At 41.0% G+C, this 23,429-nt stretch carries 24 protein-coding genes and 1 other RNA gene; 12 read left to right on the forward strand and 13 right to left on the reverse strand.

Annotated features, from left to right (window positions below):
• Together Aru01_RS14340 and Aru01_RS14345 are read right to left on the reverse strand one after the other, a co-directional pair.
• Positions 1–1,571: extracellular solute-binding protein (locus Aru01_RS14340; protein ID WP_042111503.1), on the reverse strand; the 1,571-nt coding region annotated here is incomplete at its 3' end.
• 45 nt (positions 1,572–1,616) lie between these two features.
• Positions 1,617–4,748, reverse strand: coding sequence for a LysM peptidoglycan-binding domain-containing protein (locus tag Aru01_RS14345; protein WP_016655508.1), 3,132 nt, complete (start codon positions 4,746–4,748; stop codon positions 1,617–1,619).
• A gap of 219 nt (positions 4,749–4,967) precedes the next feature.
• Between Aru01_RS14345 and dnaQ the strand changes: the two genes are divergently transcribed.
• A complete protein-coding gene (gene dnaQ, locus Aru01_RS14350) occupies positions 4,968–6,326 on the forward strand; it encodes a DNA polymerase III subunit epsilon (protein ID WP_016655507.1) in 1,359 nt (452 codons plus the stop codon).
• A 158-nt stretch (positions 6,327–6,484) separates the two neighbouring features.
• Positions 6,485–7,252, forward strand: a complete 768-nt coding sequence (gene nudC / locus Aru01_RS14355) for an NAD(+) diphosphatase (protein WP_016655506.1) — start codon at positions 6,485–6,487, stop codon at positions 7,250–7,252.
• A gap of 6 nt (positions 7,253–7,258) precedes the next feature.
• Here nudC and Aru01_RS14360 read toward each other — a convergent pair whose 3' ends face one another.
• From Aru01_RS14360 to Aru01_RS14370, 3 genes are read right to left on the reverse strand one after another with little or no spacing between them, the layout of a single operon-like run.
• Positions 7,259–8,164: an alpha/beta hydrolase gene (locus Aru01_RS14360; RefSeq protein WP_016655505.1), complete on the reverse strand. Its 906-nt coding sequence runs from the start codon at positions 8,162–8,164 to the stop codon at positions 7,259–7,261.
• Positions 8,151–8,837 (reverse strand): BON domain-containing protein, encoded by a 687-nt coding sequence (locus tag Aru01_RS14365; protein ID WP_016655504.1) that lies wholly within the window; start codon positions 8,835–8,837, stop codon positions 8,151–8,153. Before Aru01_RS14365 ends, Aru01_RS14360 begins: the two co-directional genes overlap by 14 nt.
• Before the next feature lie 59 nt (positions 8,838–8,896).
• Positions 8,897–9,307 carry a YraN family protein gene (locus tag Aru01_RS14370; protein ID WP_016655503.1) on the reverse strand — a complete coding sequence of 137 codons (411 nt, stop codon included), beginning with the start codon at positions 9,305–9,307 and terminating at the stop codon, positions 8,897–8,899.
• A 197-nt stretch (positions 9,308–9,504) separates the two neighbouring features.
• Here Aru01_RS14370 and rsmI point away from each other — a divergent pair, with 197 nt between their 5' ends.
• Entirely contained in the window at positions 9,505–10,365 is an 861-nt protein-coding gene (rsmI, locus tag Aru01_RS14375; protein ID WP_016655502.1) for a 16S rRNA (cytidine(1402)-2'-O)-methyltransferase, read from the forward strand.
• Positions 10,366–10,481: 116 nt separating this feature from the next.
• Here the strand turns inward: rsmI and Aru01_RS14380 are convergent, their stop codons facing one another.
• The 5 genes from Aru01_RS14380 to Aru01_RS14400 all read right to left on the reverse strand — a co-directional run bounded on the left by Aru01_RS14380 (position 10,482) and on the right by Aru01_RS14400 (position 15,537).
• Positions 10,482–10,730 (reverse strand): hypothetical protein, encoded by a 249-nt coding sequence (locus Aru01_RS14380; RefSeq protein WP_016655501.1) that lies wholly within the window; start codon positions 10,728–10,730, stop codon positions 10,482–10,484.
• Positions 10,731–10,889: 159 nt separating this feature from the next.
• Complete coding sequence (locus Aru01_RS14385) at positions 10,890–12,134, reverse strand: FAD-dependent monooxygenase (protein ID WP_016655500.1); 1,245 nt, start codon at positions 12,132–12,134, stop codon at positions 10,890–10,892.
• A complete protein-coding gene (gene ubiH / locus Aru01_RS14390) occupies positions 12,131–13,342 on the reverse strand; it encodes a 2-octaprenyl-6-methoxyphenyl hydroxylase (protein ID WP_016655499.1) in 1,212 nt (403 codons plus the stop codon). The genes Aru01_RS14385 and ubiH overlap by 4 nt, the downstream gene beginning before the upstream one ends.
• 109 nt (positions 13,343–13,451) lie before the next feature.
• Positions 13,452–14,777 (reverse strand): Xaa-Pro aminopeptidase, encoded by a 1,326-nt coding sequence (gene pepP, locus Aru01_RS14395; RefSeq protein WP_016655498.1) that lies wholly within the window; start codon positions 14,775–14,777, stop codon positions 13,452–13,454.
• A 133-nt stretch (positions 14,778–14,910) separates the two neighbouring features.
• Positions 14,911–15,537, reverse strand: a complete 627-nt coding sequence (locus tag Aru01_RS14400) for a UPF0149 family protein (protein WP_016655497.1) — start codon at positions 15,535–15,537, stop codon at positions 14,911–14,913.
• Positions 15,538–15,602: 65 nt separating this feature from the next.
• On the opposite strand from Aru01_RS14400, the gene Aru01_RS14405 reads away from it, so the two are divergent.
• From Aru01_RS14405 to Aru01_RS14420, 4 genes are all read left to right on the forward strand, one after another.
• On the forward strand, positions 15,603–16,154 hold the full coding sequence (locus Aru01_RS14405; RefSeq protein WP_016655496.1) for a hypothetical protein: 552 nt from the start codon (positions 15,603–15,605) through the stop codon (positions 16,152–16,154).
• 2 nt (positions 16,155–16,156) lie between these two features.
• Positions 16,157–16,441, forward strand: coding sequence for a cell division protein ZapA (locus Aru01_RS14410; protein WP_016655495.1), 285 nt, complete (start codon positions 16,157–16,159; stop codon positions 16,439–16,441).
• Between the two features lie 100 nt (positions 16,442–16,541).
• Positions 16,542–16,726, forward strand: a non-coding RNA gene (gene ssrS, locus Aru01_RS14415) — 6S RNA.
• A 277-nt stretch (positions 16,727–17,003) separates the two neighbouring features.
• Positions 17,004–17,783, forward strand: a complete 780-nt coding sequence (locus Aru01_RS14420; protein ID WP_016655494.1) for a pseudouridine synthase — start codon at positions 17,004–17,006, stop codon at positions 17,781–17,783.
• Positions 17,784–17,876: 93 nt separating this feature from the next.
• Here the strand turns inward: Aru01_RS14420 and rhlB are convergent, their stop codons facing one another.
• Both rhlB and Aru01_RS14430 read right to left on the reverse strand, forming a co-directional pair.
• Complete coding sequence (rhlB, locus tag Aru01_RS14425) at positions 17,877–19,028, reverse strand: ATP-dependent RNA helicase RhlB (protein ID WP_016655493.1); 1,152 nt, start codon at positions 19,026–19,028, stop codon at positions 17,877–17,879.
• 107 nt (positions 19,029–19,135) lie between these two features.
• Positions 19,136–19,348, reverse strand: a complete 213-nt coding sequence (locus tag Aru01_RS14430) for a cold-shock protein (protein ID WP_016655492.1) — start codon at positions 19,346–19,348, stop codon at positions 19,136–19,138.
• A gap of 415 nt (positions 19,349–19,763) precedes the next feature.
• Here Aru01_RS14430 and Aru01_RS14435 point away from each other — a divergent pair, with 415 nt between their 5' ends.
• The 5 genes from Aru01_RS14435 (at position 19,764) to Aru01_RS14455 (ending at position 22,559) form a co-directional block, all read left to right on the forward strand.
• Positions 19,764–19,988, forward strand: coding sequence for a sulfurtransferase TusA family protein (locus Aru01_RS14435; RefSeq protein WP_040331090.1), 225 nt, complete (start codon positions 19,764–19,766; stop codon positions 19,986–19,988).
• A gap of 139 nt (positions 19,989–20,127) precedes the next feature.
• The gene (gene rpoH, locus Aru01_RS14440) at positions 20,128–20,997 is read left to right on the forward strand and encodes an RNA polymerase sigma factor RpoH (protein ID WP_016655490.1); all 870 of its coding nucleotides are present in this window, start codon (positions 20,128–20,130) and stop codon (positions 20,995–20,997) included.
• Positions 20,998–21,170: 173 nt separating this feature from the next.
• Positions 21,171–21,548 carry a DUF423 domain-containing protein gene (locus Aru01_RS14445; RefSeq protein WP_040331089.1) on the forward strand — a complete coding sequence of 126 codons (378 nt, stop codon included), beginning with the start codon at positions 21,171–21,173 and terminating at the stop codon, positions 21,546–21,548.
• A gap of 13 nt (positions 21,549–21,561) precedes the next feature.
• Entirely contained in the window at positions 21,562–21,759 is a 198-nt protein-coding gene (thiS, locus tag Aru01_RS14450; RefSeq protein ID WP_016655488.1) for a sulfur carrier protein ThiS, read from the forward strand.
• 14 nt (positions 21,760–21,773) lie between these two features.
• Complete coding sequence (locus Aru01_RS14455) at positions 21,774–22,559, forward strand: thiazole synthase (RefSeq protein ID WP_016655487.1); 786 nt, start codon at positions 21,774–21,776, stop codon at positions 22,557–22,559.
• Positions 22,560–22,646: 87 nt separating this feature from the next.
• Here the strand turns inward: Aru01_RS14455 and Aru01_RS14460 are convergent, their stop codons facing one another.
• Positions 22,647–23,258 (reverse strand): glutathione binding-like protein, encoded by a 612-nt coding sequence (locus Aru01_RS14460; RefSeq protein ID WP_016655486.1) that lies wholly within the window; start codon positions 23,256–23,258, stop codon positions 22,647–22,649.
• Positions 23,259–23,429 lie beyond the last annotated feature (171 nt).

Consider the following 23,429-nt stretch of genomic DNA (forward strand, 5'->3'; position numbering starts at 1 on the left):
CCTGCATAATTATAATTGCCCGCTTCATCTGCTGCTCGACTGCCCCACATTTGTGCTTGTTCATTTCCAGGGCTAATCGACTGTGGCATGACTAAAGCAGTGATATCAAAATCATGCTTACGCATACGCTCCATATATTGGGGTAAATCCACTACGCGTAAATCAATTTGAATACCCAGTTTTTTTGCATTACGTATAAAAGGTAAAATACTACGTTGCAGGTTTTGCTGGTGGGTTACAAATTCAAAATGAATAGGCTGACCTTTTAAATCGAGTAATCTTCCATTTTGATAACGATAACCTGCATCAAGTAAAATCTGACGTGCTTTAAGTAAATTATCACGATTAAAACCGCCTCCATCAGACACTGGATAAGCCCAGTTTTCTAATACACCTTGACGTTGTAATGGGTCTAAACGAGATAAATAAGGTTCCAATATTTTAAGCTCTTGAGCACTTGGAGGTCCTTTTGCCTCCAACTCACTATTTTGAAAATAGCTATTTAAGCGCTGGTTTTGCCCAAAAAACAGCGTCTTGTTTAACCATTCAAAATCATAAGCATAGCTTAGGGCTTGTCGCATATATATGTCATTTAAAGGTGCACGGCGATTATTGAATACATAACTTTGAGTCGGTATCGGATTATGTGTTTGTAAGGCTTGTTTTTTTATCATCGCAGCCTTTGCCGCTGGAAACTGATAACCAACCATCCAATTTCGTGTCAGCTTATCGTTGTGTAGCGTATATTGACCAGTTTTAAATGCTTCAAAAGCTGCTTCGCTACTACGAAAATAAATATATTTAATTTGATCAAAGTTATAACGGCCACGATTGACCATTAATTCACGCCCCCAATAGTTAGGATCACGTTTATAACTAATACTTCGCCCTGGATCAATTTGATCAATAATATATGGGCCAGAACCAATAATAGGCTGTAAGGTAATTCGGGTAAAATCTTTGTCTTGCCAGTCTGCTTTAGAATAAATCGCCAGCTCAGCAACAATACTGGCAATCTCAGTATTATCTGTGCCCTTGAATGTCATTTTAACTTGGTGTTTAGATAATACTTCTGTTTTATCGAGATTTGCTATGTACATCTGCAAACCATAATTCGCTTTCGTCTGATAGGTGTCGAAAGTAAACTTGACATCCTCTGCAGTGACAGGACGTCCATCACTAAAACGTGCATGAGGATTAAGATGAAAAATAATATAATCGCTTTGTTCTGGATCAATCGTAACTTTTTCCGCCAGTAATGGATACATTACCCCCGGTTCATCCAGTGAGCGACTCATCAATGAATCAAAAATACTGTCAATCCCGTCTGCATAGCTTCCTTTACCATTCATGCTATTGAGATTATCAAAAGTTGAAATTTCAGCCCTGACTAAGCGCCCACCTTTAGGCGCTTCAGGATTGGCATACGGTAAATATGGAACCTTTGCATAACGCGTCTGACCATACATTGACAAATATGCAGTCGTTTGCGGCGCAGCCCAATTATTCGGGCTACACATCAGTAGCCCTAAACTCATTGCATACGCTATTCGCGATTTTAGATCAGACATGCAACCACCTATAATGCCTGAATGCTTATTTAAGCGTTCAAGCGATTAGTTAGGAACAGTGATCACTTCACCAATACGTAAATTGGTGTTCGCATCAATTTTATTCATCTCTGCCAAGGCTTGAGGTTCAACCCCATACTTATTGGCTAGACGGATAAGAGAGTCACCGCTTCTCACTTTATACTGTGTGGTTGTTTTAGGCAGCAAAATGCTTTGACCACGAAGCAAGTTTGCCCGTGGGCTCAGGTTATTCATCTCAGCCAAAGTCTGCACAGAAACACCCGCTTTACCAGCTAGGCTGGTTAAACTATCACCCGCTTTTACACTGTACTTTTCAGTATTTTTAGTTGAAACAACTGCTTTATTTGGCGCTTTTTCAACTGTTTTTTCCTCAGTCTGGGCTGCCGCACTGACGCGTGGCGCAGTTTTAGCTTCAGGCTCAGGTTCACCAGTCAGTTTGAGTTTTTGCCCTACTCTCACCCCAGAACTAATACTGAGTTTATTTAAGTTTGCTAACTGTGACAGAGAAATACTGTATTTGTCAGCAATCGCAGTCAGACTATCTCCAGCTTGAACAGTATAAAACTCAGGGACTTGACTACCAACTGGTACCTTCAATGTTTGTCCCACAAGCAATGATTTGTTCGCTGGGATTTGGTTTAAACTTGCAAAATCATTCAGGCTCATACCAGAAGCAGCAGCAATACTCGATAAAGTTTCACCACGACGAACTTTATAGCTTTCAGTTTTGATATTGTCGAGTTTCGGGTTTCTTGCTACAGCTTTGACTTCTGTCTTCGCAGCTTCAACAGGTTCCTTCACAGCAGTATTAACTTCCTGTAAAGGCACTTGAATTTTCTGACCGACCAATAACTGACTTCCAGCACTTAAACCATCATTGAGATCTGCTAACTCTTGATTGCTCATCGCATAACGATCTGCAATGAGTTTAAGATATTCACCACGTTTCACAACATAAGTTTTGGTCTTAATCTGACTGTCTTTACGCACATTACGCTGTTGCTCTTTTACAGCACTACTTTCTGTCGTGCCTCTATGTAAGGGATCAACCAATGTCAGCTTCTGCCCAACAAACAAGTTACTCGTCACAGACAGACTGTTATAACTTGCCAACTGTCCGACAGTCATACCAAATTGCTCAGCTACACCAGTCAAACTGTCATTTGGTTTCACAACATAACTAGTGACTTTCTCTGATTTTGTAATTGCTGGCTCACGCGGTGCAGTTGTTACAGGTTTAGCATCATAAAGATAGATTGTTGTACCTACAAACAGAGTGCTTTCTGGATCAATTTGGTTCCATTTAGCAACATCACGCCAGTTCACGCCATTTTTAGTCGCAATTATTGCCAAGGTGTCGCCTGGCAGAACGTTATAAGTTGTACGCTTACCTTTTGGCGGTACAACAACTACGTCATCATTCTGACGTTCAAACACCTTACCGCTGTTGAGTTTTGCTTCAACTGAAGTTGGAGAAGTATTCTCAGCTACACCCTTAGGATATGAGAAGCCTACACTGACCTCTTTACCCTGTTGCTCAGCAACAGATTGACTGGTTTGAATCGCTGTAAGCTTAATTTTACCATCTAAAGGATCGACAACCTCAGTACCTCGTGGCGCAATTGCGGTCAACTCTTTAACAACTTCTTGTTGCTCTGCTGCAGTTGCCTGTGGGCTTAATGCCTGTTGTAACGCAGCCTTATCTTCATCACGTTTTACTGCAGCTAAAATTTGTTCACGTTCTTTTGTAGAAATCGGTGGCTCAGTCACAACAGGTTTAATATTCGGCGCTTGAGTTACTGCAACAGGAATACGTGGCGCACTTGGGACATCTGCATTTGCAGCAAAATTCGCTAAAGCACTAGCTGTTTTAGGTGTAGTCGCTAACTTACTGGCTGTCGTTGATGCCGTCTCAGGCACTTTTACTGTATTTGTTGTGCTTGCAGTATATTGATTGGTTGTACTGGTTGCTGGAGTCGTAGCCGAACGCGTCGTTACAGACTGTGTGACCGTTGCACTTGGCATGACACTTGGTGCAGGTGTGGTTACTGTGGGTTGAGTGCTACTGTTATTACTTGCCCAATATCCTCCACCACTATAACTCGAACCTGACAAGGTCTTTAATTTTTTATCCACACTTGGACTCAAGTCAGCAGGAATCAAAATACGCATTGGACTAGATGAGTCCACTGTTTCACCACGATGGCCTGGGTTCAAGGCATAAAGCTCACCACGGCTCAATCCTGTCACACTGGCAATTTGATTAAGCTGTGCGCCTGCTGGAACAGAGATCTCTCTAAAGTGTGGACGGTTGGCAATCGGAGGCAAACTCACGCCATATTGATTTGGACTTTTAACAATCTGCGCTACAGCTAAGAAACGAGGAACATAGTTCATGGTTTCTTGTGGCAATTTTAATGACCAATAATCAGTAGGTAAACCAGCAGCTTGGTTACGGTTAATCGCTTGTTGAATACGACCTGGACCTGCGTTATATGCAGCCAAAGCCAATTCCCATGAACCAAATTGGTTATATAGACTGCCTAAGAACTCATACGCAGCACGTGTAGATTCAACAACGTCACGGCGACCATCATATGCGCTCGTTTGTTTTAAGCCATAGATGCGTCCAGTACTTGGAATAAACTGCCACATCCCTGCTGCTGCTGCACTACTGGTTGCTGCCGGATCATAAGAACTTTCAATAATCGGTAATAATGCCAATTCGGTTGGCATACCACGGCGCTCAGCTTCTTTTACAGTATGATAAAGGTAACGTGATGCACGCGCACTTAAACGCTCTAAATAAGGTTGGCGTGAAGCAAACCAACCTCGCTGTGCTTCAATACGTGGATCCCAATGATTAAGATCCATTTTAAAACCGACAGTCATGCGCTTCCACACATCACCATGTTTTAAGATAAGTAAACGATCACCTTCTACCGCACGCATATCTGTTGCAGAAAGTAAATCTTCAAGAGAATCTAAACTACTTGCATCAAGCATGCCGCTTGGCTGTGTTCGGATTGAAGTACTGGAACTTTGAGTGGAAGCACATCCGGTTAGACCAAAAGCTGCAAGTGCAGAAGTTAAGATCGAGAGTTTAAAAATTGTGGATGTAGTGGTTTTCCACGCTGTACTACTAGGTTTTGACATATAAAGTTCCAGACAACAACACAGTAAATTTGTTTTATCGCAGCCATTTTAGTGAAGCAGTGTGTATCTACAAGGCTATTATTTCATTCAAAATGATTACAAATGTTACAAGAAATTAAATTTTTTTGAGATTTATCGCAGAAACCTCAAATTTGCATATACAATAAATTCTTACCCCCCAATGTTCAACCGCAATTTTACATTTCGTTGGTTTAAGTTATGACACAAACAATCACTCTCTATGTCGATGGCGCATGCCGTGGTAACCCAGGTTTAGGGGGATGGGGTGCTTATATTATTACAGCAGACAAGAAACATGAGTTATGTGGTGGTGAAGACAATACGACCAATAACCGTATGGAACTGACTGCAGCCATTGAAGGTATACGTTTTTGTGCACCAACAGATAAGCTGATTGTTTGGACTGATTCAACCTACGTGAAACGCGGCATTACAGAATGGATTGAAGGTTGGAAAAAGAAAAACTGGAAAGATGTTAAAAATCCAGATCTTTGGAAAGCACTCGATGAAGTATGTAAAAACCGTGACATTGAATGGAACTGGGTCAAAGGCCATGCAGGTGATCCTGGCAATGAAAAAGCAGATCAGCTTGCTAACCAAGGTGCAGATCAAACCTTAAAAAATTTAAAAAACAGTATGAATGATGATACAAAAAAAAAATCTGAAAGCGACTGGTTATTAGATGATCCCTTTGGCTTTGATCTTATAGAAAATGAAGCAGAAGCAGAAGCAGAAGCAGAAGCAGAAGCAGAGCTTAGCGCTGAAATTCAAATAACTGAAACACCAGTGACTCCAGCCACAGACATTGTCTCTCATCATCCGCATATCGTGATCACCCCAACGACACGAGAGCAACATGGCCCTCGTCAACTGATCCTAGATACAGAGACCACAGGTTTTTATTATTCTGATGGCGACCGTATCGTAGAAGTTGGCGCCATTGAAATGATTAACCGTAAATTGACGGGTAGCTCGATCCATATCTACATTAACCCTAAAAAGCCTGTGGGTGATTCGGTTAATGTGCATGGTATTACCGATGAATTTCTTGCAGATAAACCTGAATACCAAGAAATTTCGGCAGTGTTATTTGACTATCTCAAAGGTAGTGAAATTATTGCGCATAATGCAACATTCGATATGAACTTCCTTGATATGGAGTTTACACGTAGTGGCCTACCTGCACTTTCTGAGGTCTGTACAGTTGTCGATACTTTAGCACTGGCTAAAAACAAACATCCAGGACAGAAAAACTCACTTGATGCACTGGTACGACGCTATGACATCCCACAGCGTGATCGTACCTACCACGGTGCATTACTCGATGCTGAGATTTTGTCAGACGTCTACCTAGCCATGACGGGTGGTCAGGTCTCTCTCAATATTGATGCAGTATCTTCAACTTCAGAACAAGATGCACAGCGTATTGAATTACAAACCGAACAACTTGATTTACCTGTGATTGTCCCTTCGGTTGAAGAATTAGCAGCCCATGAACAATGGGTACAGCAATACCAAGAGAAAAACGGTGAACCTTGTATCTTTGCTCAAGTCTAAATTTAAGTTTTTCAGATCACTTGACAGAAAAATGCGTTTTTAAGCGCATTTTTTTATGGGCGATGACTTGTTTTACATGACCCGAGGACTATATTAGAGAGATGCTCTTGGTTTAATCTGCCCAGTAATTCACTCTCCTCTATAGTGACCCATTTATTATGTCTGAACTTTCTCTTGCTTATATTTTTCACCACGATCAACTGCTGGTAGATGTCAATTTCCAACCACCCAAAGTTGAGAAACTAGATAATGATCTATGTTTCCAAGCAGGTGATCAGGTCATTGCTCGTGATTTAAATCCAGATGATCAAATCCCTGAGGGTTATCAACTTATTCCAATCAGACAGCTGATCAGTCTATGGTCTACTGCCGAATTTGAACAAGCTAGCCGTGCCGTACAATTATTAGAATGGCGCCGAAATCATAAGTTTTGCAGCCACTGCGGTCATGAAACACAGGTACATCCGAGTGAATATGCAATGGTCTGCCCTGACTGCTCTTATCGCCAATACCCACGAGTGCAACCTTGTGTTATTACGGTCATTACCCGCGGCACAGATGAAATCCTATTGGCCAAAAACGCCAATAGCAAAAGTCAAATGTATGGTTTAATCGCTGGCTTTGTGGAGGTAGGTGAAACTTTAGAAGAGGCTGTTCAACGAGAGACTCTTGAAGAGGTCGGCATACATGTTAAAAACATTGAATATTTGGCCAGTCAACCTTGGCCTTTTCCAAGTAATTTGATGTTAGCTTTTAAAGCTGAATATCAGTCAGGTGATTTAGTCTTACAGGAAGAAGAAATAAGCGATGCTCAATTCTTTAAATTTGATCAACTGCCTGAAATTCCAATTGCAGGCAGTATCGCATACCGTATGATTCAACATGTGATTCATAACAGCCCAATCAACCAATGTAGTGCGGATTAGGCCAGTTTAGTTTTGGATGAGTAAATCTTGAAAAGACTCATCCAAAGCGGCAATAATTTGTGCTTTTGTGCTAAAGAAACGACTAAAAATGCTCGCAAAACTTCCCATTACAGAGACATGGTTGGTTCGTGGAATAACACTCAGTTGGCTATGATTGCCTCGCGCTAAAAGCTGACGATGCAAATCGTAACTATTACTTGGCATCACCACCGTATCTTTGGCTGCTAAAAATAAGTAATGTCGTGCAGCGTGAGCACGGACAAAATAATATGGCATGACCTGTTGATAAGGGATCTGCTGATCAAAAGCATCTGCAGCGATTGGATCACCCAGATAGTCAAAATGATATGGTCCCGCAATACCGACAACAGCACGAACACAATCAAGCGTGGCACTTTCCAAAACTGTTGGATGATGCAACAGAGACACGATATTAAATGCGCCTGCAGAATGTCCCATTAGCGCAATCTGCTCAGTTGAAATGCCATATTTAACTTGCTGCTGATTTAAAAACTCCAATGCCAAAGATACGTCATGGACATAACTTGGAAATTGGTGTTGTGGCGCATGTTGATAATTAATGACCGCAACATCATAACCACAACTGGTTAACGCCTCACCAACAAAGAGGTAATCTGATTTATCACCACGTAACCATGCACCGCCATAGACAAAAACGACCAAAGGGCGTGCCGAAAAACGCTGTTGTTCTGAGATATATAAATCTAAGCGATGACGCCCTTTTAAACCATAAGCAATATTTTCTATTCGCCGATAGCCTTGTCGAGGCGTGCAACGGTTCAGTGTACGACTTGCTAAGTCATACACTCTAAAATCTTTTAACCATTGTTTAATGTGTTGATGGTTACGTTGAACAAACTGCAACAAGTCTGATCGATTACTGTTGAACATTCTGATTCTGCTGCTCTAATCCATTTGGTTCAATCGCAACTGGGGTCTGCTCCCCACTTAAAGGCACTGTGCTCACATCAGCAGTACGCGTCGCACTAGCTTGTTGAGTATTATCGATTAAAGTCACAATCTTAGTAATATTACCTACCTTAGAAAGCACATCATTCAGATCAGTAATCTCTGCGTTATTGAGTTTACCCATCACATAAAGTATGCCATTTTCCGTGTGTACTAACACCTTACTGTCTGAAATAACAGGTGCTCGCATCAATAGGCCACGCGTATTCGCAGTCACAGCGGAGTCCTGCATAATGGTGTTATAGCCAATTTGCTCACCGACAGTAATGTAGTTATGCACACTTTTTACATCACTCATTGCACGTAAGTTTTCTTCAGCTAATTTTTTCAAATGCTCGTCAGGCACTTGCCCAGTTAATAAAACATTACTATGAAAACTATTGGTATTTACACGTGATTGTTTGAAACGGCTATCGAGTTTTAACAAATTAATTTTGGCCGTACGTTCAATAGATGAATCAATAAAGACTTGTCCTAATGAGCGTACACCACTTTCCGTTCCCACAGGCGTAGACCCAGTTCCGCCTGAGATCAAACTTGTACATCCTGCCAGACTTACAGCGCACAACAATGTGATGACGATCGGTTTTAACACGCTGGAAAACTCCTACTGATATTTTTAAAAGCGACTCTGTTCAATGACAGATGCATAAATTACAAATTAATCAAATTTATATCGACATGAAATGCATTTTCAATCCATTGCCAATCATACGAAAATTTCGAGAATTCGTACTGTACATTTTTTGCAAATTTTCGATAAAAATCAAAACAGATAACATCAAAGCGTAGATCATACTCTAACAGTCTAGGCTGGGCTTGCAAATATGACAGTGCTGTTTTAATGATTTTTACTTGTTTAACCAAGCTAATAGTTTCAACAGCTGTGGCATATTGGCTCACAGTTCTCGCTTTAACTTCGACAAAAATCAATTGTTGTCTTTGTAACGCAATTAAATCAATTTCACCATAGCGACTATAGTAGTTATGCGCCACAACCTCAAAACCTGCTACTTGCAGTCGCTGTGCTGCTTCTAACTCAGCCCACTGTCCGAGGCGTATCATCACGATGATTCTCCTGTAGTCATCCTGCCGAGCTACAACATATGTCACTCATTTTAATGATTGATTGAAGAAGCTCCCGCCAAAGCCCTAGATTCAGGTAGAATAACCGCGCTGCTTTGGACGTATTGATCAAATCAAGTCGAAGTCAGCTTCAAGCAGCTGCATCAATACTTTGTTTAATATTTGGAGAATCTTCTATGAGTGCTCAACTTTTTGTCGTAGCGACCCCAATTGGGCACTTGGATGATATGACCTTTCGTGCTGTTGAAGTTTTAAAAAATGTTACTGTGATCGCCGCAGAAGATACACGTAAATCAATTCAACTGCTCAAACACTTTAATATTACAACCCCACTCACAGCTTGCCATGATCACAATGAAAGTCATGTGATTAGTTCACTTATCGAAAAACTTAAGAATGGCCATGATATTGCGCTTGTCAGTGATGCGGGTACGCCTTTAATTAGTGATCCAGGTTTTAAACTAGTGCGTGCAGCACAGGAAAATGGTATTCGTGTGACTCCCATTCCAGGAGCATGCGCAGCCATTGCCGCCTTAAGTAGTGTTGGTTTACCAAGCGATCGCTTTAGTTTTGTGGGTTTTCTACCATCTAAATCGAGCCAACGTCTGGCGCAACTTGAAAAAATTAAAGATGAAAGCCAAACTTTGATTTTTTATGAAGCTCCTCATCGCATCTTGGCTTGTGTCAAAGACATGTGCCAAATCTTTGGAGCTGATCGTCCAGTCGGTTTCGCTCGGGAAATCACCAAAACATTTGAAACGATCAAAAAAATGACACTGCAACAACTCGTAGAGTTTATTGAACAAGATCATCATCAAGAAAAAGGTGAGATTGTTTTGGTCATTGGTGGTGCTTCGACTGATTCAGAATTGAATCAAGATCAACAAGCGCTCGATCAACTTCTACAGCGCTTATTACAAGACTTATCCGTTAAGGCAGCTTCACAGCTCGCTGCTGACTTAAGTGGTGTAAAGAAAAAAATTGCTTATCAACGTGCTTTAGAGTTGAGTCAAGCGATCTCAGACAATCACAATTAATTGCTGGCTGAAAATACATAAAGCATCACTTATTGTGATGCTTTATGAGCGACCAACCACCGTTACTAAGCGCAACATATCATTGGTCTAGATTTCATCTTACTACTGATTACAACTTAGTCGTAGGCAGATTCATCAGGTGGTACTTCAGTAATCTTTCCCCCACGTGCTAAAAATGCAGCAACTTCATCTTCTAAGGTCTGACGTTGCTTATTTTTTGCAGTCACAGACAGTGTCTCAGCTTCAGCCAAATCAGCATCTGAAATAGTCGACTCAGTATCAGTCGCACCCTTCTCAGCCGCTTGTGCTTCATCTTCATCTACTGCCTGATCATCATTCTCGGCATAGTCATTTATATCCGTCATTCTAAACTCCCCATCAATGACTTCAACCCCGCTCTAAAGGCTTAGGATTTAGCGAGAAATGTAGCAAGCTCTTTGGATTTAGACTAGAGTTAATTACAATAAAAACGTATTTTTTTTGACCAAATTAGTAATAAAAGTTAAATTGATGATTAAAATTTATCACAGCGCCCCAACTTTGGCGTAACGTGTGTCAGCTATAGCGGATAAGCCATTTGCATTCGCCATAAATGTATCTTTAAATACTTGATGCTTTTCCACTTGTTGCAAGCCAAGATTGCGCGCCCAAATCAATGGAAAGAAGGCTTGTTTTTCCAACCAGCCAATCGCAGACATACCATGCATCATGGCATCATTTTGCCCTTTACGGCGATGCTCATAACGCTTTAGCGTCTGCTCATGTGCCCACACACCACGCCCTAAATCATGTAATAACACATCAGATAAGACTGCTGCATCTAAACAACCAATATTAACACCTTGTCCTGCCAATGGATGGATCACATGGGCTGCATCACCGACCAATGCTAAACCAGCACGCACATAGTGTTTTGCAGCACGTGCTTTCAATGGAAACTTAGCGCGTGGACTGACTTCAAGCACCTCACCGAGCATATATTGGCTCTCGCGGCTTAACAGCTGACAGAACTCAGCATCATTTAATTGACAATATTCATCTGCATAATCATCAGCTAAAGTCCAAACAATAGATTGCCAATAACCATTTTGTGCAATGTCTAAACTTGCCATAGGTAAATAGGCCAATGGTCCAGTAGCTAAAAATATCTGACGTGCAACATGCTGATGAGGTTTGGCTGTTCGTATTGCACAGCTTAATCCAGCTTGGTGATAATCCAGAACATCTAAGTCAATCATCGCTTGTTCACGAACAAATGATTGAGCACCATCTGCACCAATCAATAGTTTGGTCTCAAGACGCTGGCCATCTGCTAAAGTCAGTCCCCATCCGGCAACGGTCTGCTCAATAGCAACTACTTTGACTGTGGTGCGGTAATCTTGTAGTTGTTCAAACATCCGTTGTTGAATTGCCAAATTTAAGATGCTTGGTTCAACCATCGCACCTAGACTTTGTTGCAATGCAGGTGTCTGTAAACTTGGCTGCCCAAAGTTAATTTCACCATAACCGTCAGTATTCCACACTTGCATACCGCTATATGGCATATGGCGCTGCACCTTTTGCCAAACACCCGCTGTTTCAAGCAAATGTAATGTTGCTTGACTCAGTGCTAAAACACGTGGATTGGGCTGAGCGAGTACCTGCTTAGCATCTAGTACAGGCGCAACATCCAATACAGTGGCTTGAACTCCGCCTTCTGCCAAGAGCAAAGCTGTTAGGCCACCGACCAGACCACCACCCACAATGACGACATCTAAAATCTCACTCATGATTTTAATCCCATCGCATAGTTGGCAATAAGGGGTTTAATTCCTGGGATCAAATCAAAAGCCAATAGGCCCGTATTACGTATGAGTTTTAATGCAGGGTTCTTTGTACTAAACCCTCGGACTACCGCATCACAAAACTTAATCACGCGGCGTTGATCACTTAAACGGGCTTGCTCATAAGCTTTGAGCATTTCAGGATCCCCCATATCTTGACCTCGACTGATTTGTTCAGTGATAAAACGCACCAAGACATAGGCATCACGCATACATAGGTTAAAACCTTGGCCTGCAACTGGGTGAATGGTATGGGCAGCATTACCCATTAGCACAACACGACCAATCGCTTGACGTTCAGCCAAAACCTGTGACAACGGGAAACAAAAACGTTTGCCTGTTCTTACAAACTTTCCAGCACGATCAGCATAGGTCTGTTGTAAGGCATCCAAGAAATGTTGATCGTTCTCTTCACCAAGCCACTCATGCTCTGTCCCCTTTTTCACAGGCCAAACTACTGAACGGCGATAGTCACCTGGTAATGGTAATAATGCTAAGGGCCCTAAAGCGCTAAAACGCTCAAAACCAACTTGCTGATGAGGTTTAGATGTTTCAACACTGGTTACGATCGCAACCTGATCATAATCATGCACATCCACAGATACACCCAAAGCTTGACGACAATACGAATCTCGACCATCAGCAGCAATTAATAACGAGGTTTCGAGCTGATACTGTTGCCCTGCTCGGCTATAACCTAATCGGACTTGTTGTTCATTTTGTTCAATGGCGATAACTTTTGCAGCATCAATCAATTCAATCAATGGTTGAGCACGAACTTGACTGAGCAATACCCGCCCCAACCAAGCATTTTCAATAACTTGACCGAAACTTTCCACTTTTTCTTGTTCAGCAACCAAGCGAGCCTTACCAAAACCGCCTTGCTCTGTAATATGCACTTGTAAAATTGGTGTTGCATGTTGTTGTAAAGCATCCCAAAGCCCAAGCTTTTGGTAAATTTCGACACTACGACGTGACAGTGCTGTGTTACGTGCGTCAAAACTTGAATGGTAAGGTAGGTCTGCAGCTTGCTGTTCGTCTGGGTACTGAATTGCTTCAAGTAATTTGACCTGTATATTGGCCTTTGCCAACATCAACGATAAACTGAGGCCAACCATCCCACCACCAACAATGACTACTTGTTGCTGTACCATCTCTACTCCTCACTGGCCAATAGTGCTGCCAATATACTCATAATGAATGCTTTAACTGTCTTACAACGTCTTCTTTGGACGCTAAATATGACTCAGTAATTGTGTATGTTTAGCTGCTTAAACGAGCATTTGCCATTAATTGTTCAATGTCTTCGATAGTTTTTACAACTTTTGCAGTCAATACATGTGGACCTTGTGCTGTCACCAAGACATCATCTTCAATCCGAATCCCAATGCCACGCCACTGCTCGTCAACAGTTTGATCATCAGGAGCGATATAAAGACCAGGTTCAACTGTAATGACCATACCTGCTTCAAATGGACGTGGTGCTGCATCAACCTGATATTCGCCGACATCATGTACATCAATCCCTAACCAATGTCCTGTACCATGCATATAAAAACGATGATAAGCCTCTGTATTAATTAATTCATCTACATCGCCCTGTAACAGGCCCAACGCCACCAAACCGGTGACTAATACACGAACCGCAGCATAATGCGGCTGTTTATAAGATACGCCAACATGGATTTGTTCAATCGCAGCCAATTGTGCATCCAACACCACTTGATATAATGCTTTTTGCTGTGGACTAAAACGACCATTGACTGGGAAGGTTCGGCTGATATCGCCTGCATAATATTGATATTCACATCCTGCATCGATTAAAACTAAATCACCTTCTTTTAATTCTTGATCATTTTCCACATAGTGCAAAATACACGCATTGGCTCCACCACCCACGATACTGCCATAGGCAGGTACACAGCCATGCTGACCAAAAATATAATTCAATTCAGCTTCAAGTGCATATTCCATCATTCCTGGACGTACACTCTGCATTGCTCGAGTATGTGCTTGTGCACTAATATCTGCAGCAGTCTGCATCAACTCAATCTCAGCAGCAGTTTTAAACAACCGCATTTCATCCACAATCGCATCTAGCGGTTTTAACTGTGTGGGAAGTTTAAATTGACGACCTTGTTGCAACTTAGCGAGCCAACCCGTAACTCGTGCATCAAACTCTACATTTTCAGCTATACGATAATACAGTGCCTCACAGTGCGTGATTTTACTTAGAATTTCTTCATCAAGTAAATCAATCGCATAAGCTTCATCAGCATCATAGTCATCGATTGCTCCATCTATACCTGCACGATAGCCATTCCAGATTTCCATCTCACGATCGCGTTCACGACAAAATAAACTATACAAATAATCATCAGGATCATTACCCGTCTCGATTACCGCCACAGCCTCAGGCTCAGCGAATCCAGTAAGGTAATAAAAACTACTATCTGCACGATATTTATAATCAGCATCCCGATTACGCATTGCCACAGGACTCGTCGCAATAATTGCCACGCTATTCGGTCCCATTGCTTGTGCAAGTTGATCACGACGTTGTTTAAATACTGTTTGAGCTAATTTCATGAGGCGCCATGTTCCAATGGAGTAAATATGCAGTCATCGATCAATATGACTTCGATGACTGCATTGGGATCAAAACTAAAAGCCTGATGCTGTACGGCCTTAAAAATTTTTAATGCCGTACCTTACAAGCACCTTAGCTAGGACGATGTGGTGTGAACATCTCAACCACTGAGTCAGATTGATCAGGTCGTTTTTGTAACTTTTCCAGATAATGTTTTAACAGACTACTCTCTGCAACCGCAATCTTTTTACGACCCATTGCTAAGGAAACAGGAATCAAGCGAACAAACTCTAATAACTCTTGATAACTCATCTCACCATCTTCATCATCATCCGATGGCTCAAACTCAACAGCAGCAACTTCTTGTAAATGTTCAATCAAATCACGTTCATCACGACGTAAATGTCCTGAAGCTAAACCGAAGCCCAACACAACGCCTGCACACCAATCAGCGAGTGCTTGAACGCGTTCAGCCAATAGATGTTCATCATCAGGCAACATTGGTAAATAGTCGAGTTCATCTTCGCTTAATGCATGAGCAACATCTTCGGCTTCTTCCGACAGCATTGCCAATGCATCTTCTTCCAGCTCAGGTACATTGAGCGTATCTAGAATCTGTTGCCATTCTTCACGGCTCGGTGCTTCCGTTACACAAACTATACCTGTTAGCAAACCATGCAGCTCACTTGGGCTGGATATTTCTTCAATACCCTGAAAAAATGCTTCCCACGTTGCCCAACCTGAAATATCGTCTTGCATTCGTTTATCCAATCTCTATACTGCGTTATATATTACCTTTGATTGCAACTCTGTGCGACCATCTTATGTTAGAACAATTACAGCGTTTAAAAGCGCACCTGGATGCTTTAAACAAACGCCTTGAAAAAGTCGAAAATGAAAATGCCTCACTGCAGCAAAATCAAGCCAACAGTGAAGCGCAATTTCGTGGGCAAATTTCTCAAAAAGACGACAGTATAAAGCAGAAGCAGCTGCAAATTGACCAGTTAAATCAACAGCTTTCTCAGGCTCAATCACAGTTTAAACAACTGAATACTGATGCAACTGCCCTAGCTGAGCGCTATGGCCGTTTAGAAAAGAGCTGTACAGATCTTAAAAATCGCTTTCAGGAAATCCTGACTGAGCGCAACGAATTACGTGCAGTAAAAGAAAAAATGCTGGGTGATCAGAAAAAATCCCAACTACAAATTGAAGAGTTGCAGGCTGAACGTGAACGTTTGATACAAAAAAATGATCACGCGAAAGTGAAAGTTGAGGCAATTATTCAACGACTAGCAACTCTTGGCACTGAACAAGATCAACATGCGCAAGAGATTCAACAACTTGCTCATCCAACAGAACAGCATGAGGAGATCTAATCATGTCTGATGTCGTCGCACTAGAATTACGTCTTATTGAACAAAGTTTTCGTCTTTCTACCACTGTTGATCAACAAGCTGACTTAGAGCGTGCAGGAAAACAACTCAATGAGAAATTCCAAGAGTTCCGACGTAAAGCTCCCAATATGGAACATAATAAGCTAGTCATCTTGGTTGCTCTTGAGTTAATGCAAGAAGTTTTATCTTTAAATAAAACATTACAACAATATTCACACTGCGAACGTCTGCTAAGTAGTATGATCGAAGATATTGATAAAGCGGTTTAATTCCGCTTTTTCTTTGTGCAAATCATTTGTCTACGACCATTTAATTGCAGAAAAGTTGCTTTGAGCATTTGCCAATTTACATAGTTTAGTTATACTGTGATTCTCTCTAGGATGTTTGCCAGCCGGTCGAATTCCCCTGAGCCGATATCAACATCTTAGGATGTGTTCTGCGTATTTAGAGCGTATGCCTGCCCCGTGCAGGAAACCCAGCAAGTACGCGTCGCGTCCACCTTGAACTTTAAGGGTTCAAGGGTAACGACATGCAGCGGCATCTCTGGAGAATCTCAGATTTAAATAATTCAACCTACATATTACTCTGCACTAAAATTCATAAAAACAATACACAGCACCTGCATTAACTATTGTGATATTCCAGAACCAGTACCTTAATATCCTATTAACAATCCCCCACCGAATGTAACGAAGACTTTTATCTTTGATCAACAAAGATTATCCTATCCACAATCTGCTATTTTTGGGGGTAAATTGAGTAAATCTGCATATTTTCTCTACAACTCCCTGATGCTGTGTTGCATTTACTTGACCAAAGTTGCCTTTTTTTATGAAAATCATCATCCTTAATAAGCCCTTTAATGTACTTTCTCAGTTTCGCGAGGATGATACGCACCCAACGATGGCTAACTTTATTGAAGACCCATCATTACGTATTGCAGGACGACTTGATCTTGATTCTGAGGGTTTATTGCTCTTAACTGATCATGGTGGTCTCAATCAGTTCATCACCCATCCGAACAATAAAAAATATAAAACTTATTTAGCACAAGTAGATGGAGACATCACTGAAGAGGCGATTGCCAAGCTACAACAGGGTGTAGAGCTCAATGACGGCATGACCCTACCTGCTCGTGTAAACAAGGTCAGCGAACCTGAATGGCTTTGGGAAAGAACACCACCTGTTCGTTACCGAGCGAATATTCCAACATCATGGGTTGAAATACAAATTTGTGAAGGTCGTAACCGTCAAGTACGCCGCATGACGACTGCTGTAGGCTTCCCTACTTTACGTTTAATTCGCACTAAAGTTGGTACGATTGACTTAATTCAACTCCAGCTACAGCCTGGTGAGCAAACAGAAATTGAACCATTACTGTATCCAGACTTTAAAGATCTACCACCAGATGAGCCATACCGTTCACGTTCATATGTGAAAAAACCAGGCGGTAAAGGTGGTAAACCAATACATCTTAAAAACAAAAAAGAGGGTGAAAAGAAAAAGTCAGGCACTAAACGTATTTGGCAAATGAATGAAAGTGAACGTCCACGTCGTAAGACCAATGGAACTACCCGTCCGAATACCAAAAGCCGTGGCCGTGGTCGATAAGCTTTACTGCTGATCACATAAAAAACCGCCCAACTTCATTCATCTAAAGTTGGGCGGTTTTTTAATCGCAATCTTTAAGCGATGATCACTAACTTAGCAATAACCATCTATACGTGTAAGAGGCAATTTTTGCCCGATTGCTTTTTCGATTTCAGGTAAATAAAACGCATCATCTTCAGATAAGAAACTAATGCTCACACCTTGTGTACCAGCACGACCTGTACGTCCGATACGATGTACATAATCATCAGATTGCTCAGGTAAGGTAAAGTTGATCACATGCGATACACCATCAACATGAATTCCTCGTCCTGCAACATCTGTAGCGATCATGACATTATGTTGGCCATTTTTGAATTGATCTAACATCTTCAAGCGACGATCTTGCGCAATTTCACCAGATAACATCACTACCTTATGACCATCATGTTTTAAGTTGTCATAAAGCTTACGAACTTGATCTCGTCGATTAGCAAAAATCATGACTTTTTCAATAGGCTCTTGCTTTAAAATGTCACACAACAATTTATATTTATCTTTTTTCTCAACCAAATAAACACGTTGCTCAACATCAGCATTGGTTTTTTTCTCAGGTTCAATTTCAACTGTAACAGGCTCAAATAACCACTGTTGAGCCAGATTCAATACATCATAGCTAAAAGTTGCAGAGAACATTAAAGTCTGACGTTGTTCTTTACGTGGTGAATAGCGCACGATTCGTTTGACTGAAGGAATAAAACCCATGTCAAGTAAACGGTCTGCCTCGTCAATCACCAAAAATTCTATGCGATCCAACCAAACTTCTTTTTGCTCTGTGAAATCAATTAAGCGACCTGGCGTAGCTACGATAATATCAACAAAATTTTCATCGAGTAACTTACGCTGCTTATCAAAGTCTACCCCACCGACCAAGGTGACAACATTTAAATTACTGTATTTAACTAGTTCTTTGGCATCGTTTTCGATTTGAATCGCTAATTCACGTGTCGGTGCCAAAATCAAAGCACGAGGTTCGCCACGATAGCGGGTTTCAGTTAATGGATTATTAAGTAAATCATTAATGATACTTATCAAGAAAGCGGCTGTTTTACCAGTACCTGTTTGTGCACGACCAATTGCATCATGTCCAGCCAAAGTGTATTTCAATACCTTTTGCTGAATAGGGGTCATTTCAGTAAACCCTAAAGCATCAATCGCTTGTTGTAATTGCGGATGTAATTTCAGGATTTGGAAAGCAAATGACATAAATGGAGCTCTACAGTCAATGGTTTAAATTTAAACCATTATATACATAAAAACGCCTCAACTCATAAGAATTGAGGCGCTTTCACCAAGTGTTTTACACAAGGAAATTAGTCTAAAGGTTGAACTTCTTCAGCCTGAAAACCTTTTTGACCTTGTACAACGCTGAATTCAACGCGTTGACCGTCACGTAGTGAACGGTGGCCTTCGCCCATAATTGCACGGAAATGTACAAATACGTCATCACCGCCACTGCGTTGAATAAAGCCAAAACCTTTAGTATCATTAAACCACTTAACAACGCCTTGTTCGCGAGCTGTCATAAGTTAATCCTCTGTTATCAAGAATAAAAGGACCACCCGGTGTTGCAAACAGCAGAGCAAGCAAGAGTTCAAAATATTTTTTTATTTCAAAGCCTATAGTCATTCTGTATTACTATTAACAAATTCCGGTTACATCCATTAAAAATAAGAGCCCAGGTATAAATTTCTAATATAGCCTAGAACCCAATTTCGCATCGAGCTTAACATGGGTTTGGGTCAATTAATAGATTTTTTTTAGTTATTTTATTTTAAACCTGATTTAATAGAAATATGTTGCCAATCTAGCCTAATCTTTAGCATTTGTCTCATAAAGTCATACATTTGAAATAAAAAGAGAATTATTATTTAACGTTGTTGAAGCTCCCCATACTTGGTTATACTAGACACCTGTTATTTTGGTTTATTCTACATATAAATGAATTCAGTTGTTGAAATCGACGCAAGAGGAAAACCTTGCCCGATGCCGCTATTACTATTGAAACGAGCAATGAAGCAAGCGGAGCAATCAAAATGCTTTCATTTGCTGGCAAGCGACCCACATAGTGAGATTGATATTGTGCGTTACTGTCAGCTCAATCATATTCAATGTCGTGCTGAAAAAAAATCAGAGACTGAATATCACTACTTTATTGAATCTTAAGTTTTTTTAATTAATCCACAGTTAAACTGCATTTGCATAGATATTTACATTTTTATACCCAATGTTCCTTATCAATCGCACATATTCACTTTAAGATGAACGCTTTGGTAAGCGAACGCAAAACCTGCAAGGAGATATCATGAGTGACAGCCGCAATCAATTGATGCCCCTGTCCTTATCTGCACCTGGCGTAAATCTTGGTGCTTATATAAGCACTGTTAATCAAATTCCAATTTTAACGGCTGAGCAAGAAAAAGAGTTAGCTGAGCGTTATTTTAATGACCAAGATTTAGAAGCTGCAAAAATGCTTGTTATGTCGCATTTGCGTTTTGTTGTCCATATAGCACGTAGTTATGCTGGCTATGGATTACCCCAAGGTGACTTAATTCAGGAAGGCAATCTAGGCTTAATGAAAGCTGTTAAACGTTTCGACCCGAATATGGGTGTACGTTTAGTATCATTCGCTGTGCATTGGATCAAAGCTGAGATTCACGAATACGTGATTCGTAACTGGCGTATTGTCAAGATTGCGACCACCAAAGCACAACGTAAATTGTTCTTTAACTTACGTAGTTTGAAAAAGTCCAGCAAAAAGCTGACCTTGGAAGAAGCAAAATCTATTGCGAACGACTTAAACGTTACAGCAGAGCAAGTGCTGGAAATGGAAGGTCGTTTGACTGCCTATGATGCTGCATTTGAAGCACAAGGTGAAGATAACGATGACACGCCAACTTATGTGGCACCAGCACTGTATCTTGAAGACAATCGCTATGACCCTGCTCGTTTAGTTGAAAATGAAGACTACGAAGAGCAAAGCAGTCAAGCATTGCATCAAGCGATGGGTCAACTTGATGATCGTTCACGTAATATCTTACAACGTCGTTGGCTAGATGATGATAAATCCACACTGCATGAATTAGCTGCTGAATATAATGTATCAGCAGAACGTATTCGCCAATTGGAAAAAAATGCAATGGAAAAAATCAAAGTCGCGATGTCATCAAACTAAGCGATTGGTTGATCTTCATCAACATTATCCACTAAAAGCAAAGAACCCTTGGTTCTTTGCTTTTTTTCAATGTGTTAGTCCATAAGCTTTGTAAATTGAACGCATCCTTAATCTTAAATTCTCAGAATTTTTATGCTAAGGTTAAGCCTCATTTGTATGAACTAATACTCGCTATGTGGATCGCTCTCTCAGCACTCAATTTAGCCCTTGCTGTGATATTAGGGGCTTTTGGTGCACACGGTTTAAAAGCTTTTGCCAGTCCAGAACAGTTGACTTGGTGGCATACTGCAACCGAATACTTTTTTTATCACGGCTTAGCTTTATTTGCGCTGGCGATCTTGCAACAGGTACACCCTAAGTTCCCCATTAAACTCAGCTTTATCAGTATACAACTGGGTATCCTTCTGTTCTGTGGCTCACTTTATATCATGGGATTAGGTTTACCTCGTGGTCTAGGTGCAATCACACCTATTGGAGGTGCACTGATGATTTTGGGTTGGTTGGCACTGGCGTACAACGCTGTGAAATTCAAACAGTCAAAAGCCGTATAAGCGCAGGTTTATTATGCAAATTTATCTTAATGGCCAAGCCATAGACACCCAGTGTGAGAACCTATTTCAGCTTGTTCAACAGCTAGAGCTGGAAGGAAAACGCTTTGCTGTAGAAGCCAATGAGCAAATTATTGGTAAAAGTCAGCTTGAAAATACTGCGATTTCTCCCCAAGATCGTATCGAAATTATTCATGCCGTTGGTGGCGGCTAAACATGGAGTTAAGCATGCAAGACACACCTCTCATCATTGGTTCTCGAAGTTTTAACTCTCGCTTATTAGTAGGTACTGGAAAATACAAAGATCTCAATGAAACTGATCTTGCGATTCAAGCCAGTGGTGCTGAGATCGTGACAGTCGCGATTCGTCGCGTCAATATTGGTCAACATCCAGATCAACCTAACCTCCTCTCGGTTATTCCACCAGAGAAATACACCATCTTGCCTAATACTGCGGGTTGTTTTGACGCAAATAGCGCAGTACGTACCTGTATGCTGGCGCGTGAGCTTCTAGATGGTCATAACTTGGTTAAACTCGAAGTACTCGGTGACGAACGTACACTTTATCCCAATATCACTGAAACGCTTAAAGCCGCGAAAACTTTGGTGGATGATGGTTTTGAAGTGATGGTCTACACGTCTGACGATCCAATTGTTGCTCAAGAACTTGAAAGCATGGGTTGTGTAGCTGTTATGCCATTGGGGAGTTTAATTGGTTCTGGACTTGGAATCTTAAACCCACATACCATCGCGATTATTAAAGAAAATGCTAAAGTTCCGATCTTAGTCGACGCGGGTGTTGGCACAGCAAGTGATGCTGCGATTGCAATGGAGCTTGGCTGTGATGGCGTCTTGATGAACACAGCAATTGCTGCTGCACAAAACCCAATCTTGATGGCATCTGCTATGCGTAAAGCTGTAGAAGCTGGACGAGAAGCTTTCCAAGCGGGTCGCATGGCACAAAAACGTTTTGCCAATGCTAGCTCACCAGAAACGGGTTATTTCTTTAAATAATGCACATGTAAAGTATTGATGCTTACATTCAAAAGGCTCAGGTCACCAGACTTGAGCCTTTTTTAAGTTTTAAGGTTGTAGAACAGACTACTTGATTAAGCCTTCATCACGCATGGCAATTTGTACCGACTGACGCTGCGCAACTTTATCACGTAATAAATTAATATTTGGGAATGCTTCAAGATCATGTTTAATGAGCTTAGACCAATTGGTGATTACAAATAAATATGCATCTGCAGGTCCAAAACGATCATTAATCAAATAATCAAAATCGGTACTTGCCAAATATTTTTCAATATAATTCAACAAACGATCGATCTCTTGATAAGCACGTTGCTTTTGCTCTTCATCAAGCTTAGGGCCAAAAAATACTGCATAAGCATCATGTAATTCTGAGTTTAAATATCCAAGCCACTCAAGTACTTTCGCTCGTCCCATGCCTGATGGCGGGATCAAATCTTGTTTAGGGTCATGCTGAGCTAAAAATGGTAAAATGGCAACAATTTCAGTCAGGATAAGACCTGGATTAATCTCCAAAGCTGGAACATAGCCCTTCGGATTAATGCTGTAATAATCTACGCCTTTTTCTGTAGTATGTGTTTTTAAATCAACGCGCTCTAAATCAAAATCAACATTTATTTCATTTAAAATAATATGCGCAGCGAGTGAACATGCACCCGGCGTATAATAAAGTTTCATGGTCGTTCCTTGTTATACAAAATTATAAAATCTCTCTATATGTTTTAATGGGCTTTATATCGACTTGCAAGTAGAAAACGTTATTTTATTAACATCACAGAGCATCAACTTTAAAATATGAGGCATATGGCTAAAAAAAAGACCGTAATGCAGTTGACATCCTCACCCCCT

Source organism: Acinetobacter rudis (genome assembly GCF_000829675.1).
GTDB classification, from domain to species: domain Bacteria; phylum Pseudomonadota; class Gammaproteobacteria; order Pseudomonadales; family Moraxellaceae; genus Acinetobacter; species Acinetobacter rudis.